Origin of the sequence: Nostocoides japonicum T1-X7 (assembly GCF_001046855.1) — a bacterium.
Classification (GTDB): Bacteria; Actinomycetota; Actinomycetes; order Actinomycetales; family Dermatophilaceae; genus Nostocoides; species Nostocoides japonicum.
The window spans coordinates 4,416,618-4,420,379 of record NZ_HF570958.1; the positions used below are offsets into that span (position 1 = coordinate 4,416,618).

The 3,762-nt window shown below is 72.8% G+C and carries 2 protein-coding genes; both read left to right on the forward strand.

Going from position 1 to position 3,762, the window contains the following annotated elements:
• Window positions 1-664: 664 nt before the first annotated feature.
• A complete protein-coding gene (gene pheS / locus BN12_RS20085; RefSeq protein ID WP_048555261.1) occupies window positions 665-1,759 on the forward strand; it encodes a phenylalanine--tRNA ligase subunit alpha in 1,095 nt (364 codons plus the stop codon).
• On the forward strand, window positions 1,759-3,762 hold a 2,004-nt coding region (gene pheT, locus BN12_RS20090), incomplete at its 3' end, for a phenylalanine--tRNA ligase subunit beta (protein ID WP_053080129.1). The genes pheS and pheT, both read left to right, overlap by 1 nt.

Below are 3,762 nucleotides of genomic sequence, written 5' to 3' on the forward strand. Positions count from 1 at the left end.
GGGGAAGCTGGTTGGAGTCCTGGCTCGGGCCAGCTTCCCCACAAGGTGTCGACTCCTTGTCGTCCTCATCTCCTGTCGTCCTCTGTGCTCGCCGGCCGAGGCGCTCGATCCGCACGTGCCGAGTTGATGTCGTCGCCGGCCCTATTCGGGAGCATCTACTCGGCACGTGCGGGGTTGTCGTGGTTCCTCGACGGATCCGACCACGGAAAGCCCGCACCTGCCGACGTGGGCTGGGGCACGTGTGGGGTTGTCGTGGTTCCTCGACGTGTCCGACCACGGAAAGCCCGCACCTGCCGACGTGGGCTGGGGCACGTGCGGGGTTGTCGTGGTTCCTCGACGGATCCGACCACGGAAAGCCCGCACCTGCCGAACAGGGGGGCGGGCGGCACTCGGGCGGAGGGGGCCGGGCGGCGAGAACGGAACGGGTTTGCCTGCCGTCGGTGCCGCGGGGGATGATGGCGGCATGAACCGGCGATCGCCAGCTCCCCGCCTCGGGTCGATGCGGCGATTTAGCGCGCCCTCGGGCGCCGCCGGTCGCTCGCGCTGAGGCGCGGCCGGCCAGGATCGGGCGGACGACCGCCGTCCAGGCGCCCGGGGGCAGCTCATCGCCCTGCGCGCCGGACCCTAGACTCGGGCGCGCCCGCTCCGACCCGAAACGAAGACGATGTCCGGACCCAACACGAACTATGACCCTGTCGAGGTCGCCGCCCTCGACCCCGCGGCGATCGAGGGCGCCGTCGACGCTGCGCTCGCCGCCGCCGCCTCGGCCGACACCCTCCCGGCCCTGAAGGCCGTGCGCACCGCCCACCAGGGCGACCGCAGCACGCTGGCCCTGGCCAACCGGGAGATCGGAGCCCTGCCGCCGAGCGCCAAGGCCGAGGCCGGCCGGCGCGTCGGGCAGGCCAAGGCGCGCGTCGCCCAGGTCCTCGCCGCGCGGCAGGCCGAGCTCGAGGCCGAGCGCGACGCCCGCATCCTCGTCGAGGAGACGATGGACCTCACCGTCGACGTGCCGCGGCGGGTGCCCGGACGGCGGCACCCCAACGCCCTCGTCAGCGAGCGCATCGAGGACATCTTCGTCGCGCTCGGGTGGGAGATCGCCGAAGGTCCCGAGGTCGAGGCGGAGTGGCTCAACTTCGACGCGCTCAACCTCGGACCCGACCACCCGGCCCGCCAGATGCAGGACACCTTCTACGTGGACCCGCCCGGCTCGGGCCTCGTGCTGCGCACCCAGACCTCGCCCGTCCAGGTCCGCACGATGCTCGACCGGGAGCCGCCCATCTACGTGCTGTGCCCGGGCAAGGTGTTCCGCACCGACGAGCTCGACGCGACGCATTCGCCGGTCTTCCACCAGTTCGAGGGGCTCGTCGTCGACGAGGGCATCACGATGGCCCACCTCAAGGGCAGCCTCGACGCCTTCGTCCGGGCCCTGTTCGGCGAGGGGACGGTGACGCGGCTGCGTCCGTCGTACTTCCCGTTTACCGAGCCGAGTGCCGAGATCGACTGTCGGTGCTGGGTCTGCGAGGGCCGGGACGCCTCGTGCCGGGTATGCAGCGGCACCGGGTGGATCGAGCTCGGCGGCTCCGGCATGGTCAACCGCCGGGTCCTGCGGGCCAGCGGCATCGACCCGGACCGCTACACCGGGTTCGCGTTCGGCCTGGGCGTCGAGCGGTCGCTCATGCTCCGCAACGGCGTCCCCGACATGCGCGACATCGTCGAGGGCGACGTCCGGTTCAACCGCCAGTTCGGGATGGAGATCTGATGTACGTGCCCGTCACGTGGCTGCGTGACCTCGTCGCCGTCGACCCTTCGGCGACGGGGCACGACATCGCCGAGTCCCTCGTCGAGGTCGGCCTCGAGGAGGAGGGGATCTCGGGAGGCGAGGTCGCCGGGCCGCTCGTCGTAGGCCGGGTCCTGTCCGCCGAGCCCGAGCCGCAGCGCAACGGCAAGACCATCAACTGGTGCCAGGTCGACGTCGGGCCGGCGAACGGCACCGGGCAGCCCCAAGGGATCGTCTGCGGCGCGCACAACTTCGCCGCCGGCGACCTCGTCGCCGTCATCCTGCCCGGGGGCGTGCTTCCCGGCGGCTTCGAGATCGGTGCGCGCAGGACGTACGGCCACGTCTCGGCCGGGATGATCTGCTCCGAGCGCGAGCTCGGGCTCGGCGACAACCACGAGGGCATCATCGTCCTCGGTGAGTACCTCGCCGACCGGCCCGACATCCTCGCCGCGCTCACCCCGGGCCAGGACCTCATCCCCGTCCTCGGCCTCGGCGACGAGGTCCTCGAGGTCAACATCACCCCCGACCGCGGGTACTGCTTCTCGATGCGCGGTATCGCCCGCGAGTACGCTCTCGCGACCGGCGTCGCATACGAGGACCCCGCGGGTCTCCCCGTGCCCCCGGCGAACGGCGAGGGGTATGCCATCCGGCTCGACGACGACGCGCCGATCGACGGGGCGACGGGCTGCGACCGCTACGTCGCCCGCATCGTCCGCGGGGTCGACGTCACCGCCTCGTCGCCGTCGTGGATGCAGCAGCGCCTGCGGGACATGGGGATGCGCCCCATCTCGCTCGCGGTCGACGTGACGAACTACGTCATGCTCCTCCTCGGGCAGCCGCTCCACGCGTTCGATCTCGAGACGCTCTCCGGCTCGATCGTCGTCCGGCGGGCGCGGCGCGGCGAGACGCTGACGACGCTCGACGACGTCGAGCGGACCCTCCACCCCGAGGACCTCCTCATCACCGACGGCGGCACGGTCCCGCTCGCGCTCGCCGGGGTCATGGGCGGCGAGACGTCGGAGGTCTCGGCCGCGACGACCGATGTGCTCATCGAGGCGGCGCACTTCGACCCGGTGACCGTGGCCCGGACCTCGCGGAGGCACCGGCTCTCGACGGAGGCGTCCAAGCGCTTCGAGCGGGGTGTCGATCCCGAGCTCGCGCCGGTCGCCGCGCAGCTCGCCGTCGACCTCCTCGTCGAGCACGGAGGCGGCACGCCCGACGGCGGCGTGACCGACGTCGACCTGGGGATCCCGCGCCACGCCTACGACTTCGACACGACGCTGCCGAGCCGGTACATCGGTCTGGAGTACTCCCGCGAGGAGGTGCTGCGAACCCTCGCCGCCGTCGGGTGCGCCGTCGCGGAGGAGGACGGCGACGTGGTCTCGGTCCGGCCCCCGTCCTGGCGACCCGACCTCGTCGACGGACCCGACCTCGTCGAGGAGGTCGCCCGGGTCCACGGCTACGACGCGATCCCGTCGGTCGTCGCCGTCCACGGCGGACGGGGCCTCACCCATGCCCAGCGCAGCCGTCGTCTCGTCGCGAACACGCTTGCGGGGCAAGGGCTCTGCGAGGTGCAGACGTTCCCGTTCGTCTCGGAGCAGCTCTACGCCCGGCTCGGCTACGCCGACGACGACGCGCGGCGTCGCACGGTCCGGGTGACGAACCCCCTGTCGGACGAGGCGCCCCTCCTGCGGACCTCGGTCCTCGACACCCTCCTCGACGCCCTGCGCCGCAACGTCGCTCGCGGCACCCGCGACGTCGCCGTCTACGAGGTGGCGCGCGTCGTCGCCGGACTCGGTGCCGGGGCGGCCCCGCTCGTCGGCATCGAGCGCCGACCCGACGACGAGACCCTCGCCGCGATCCTCGACGCGGTGCCGCCGCAACCCTTCCACGTGGGGTTCGCCGCGACGGGCGAGGCGGAGCGCGGCGGTCCGTGGGGGCCGAGCCGGCGGTACGACCCGAGCGACGCCGTCGCCTGGGCGCGC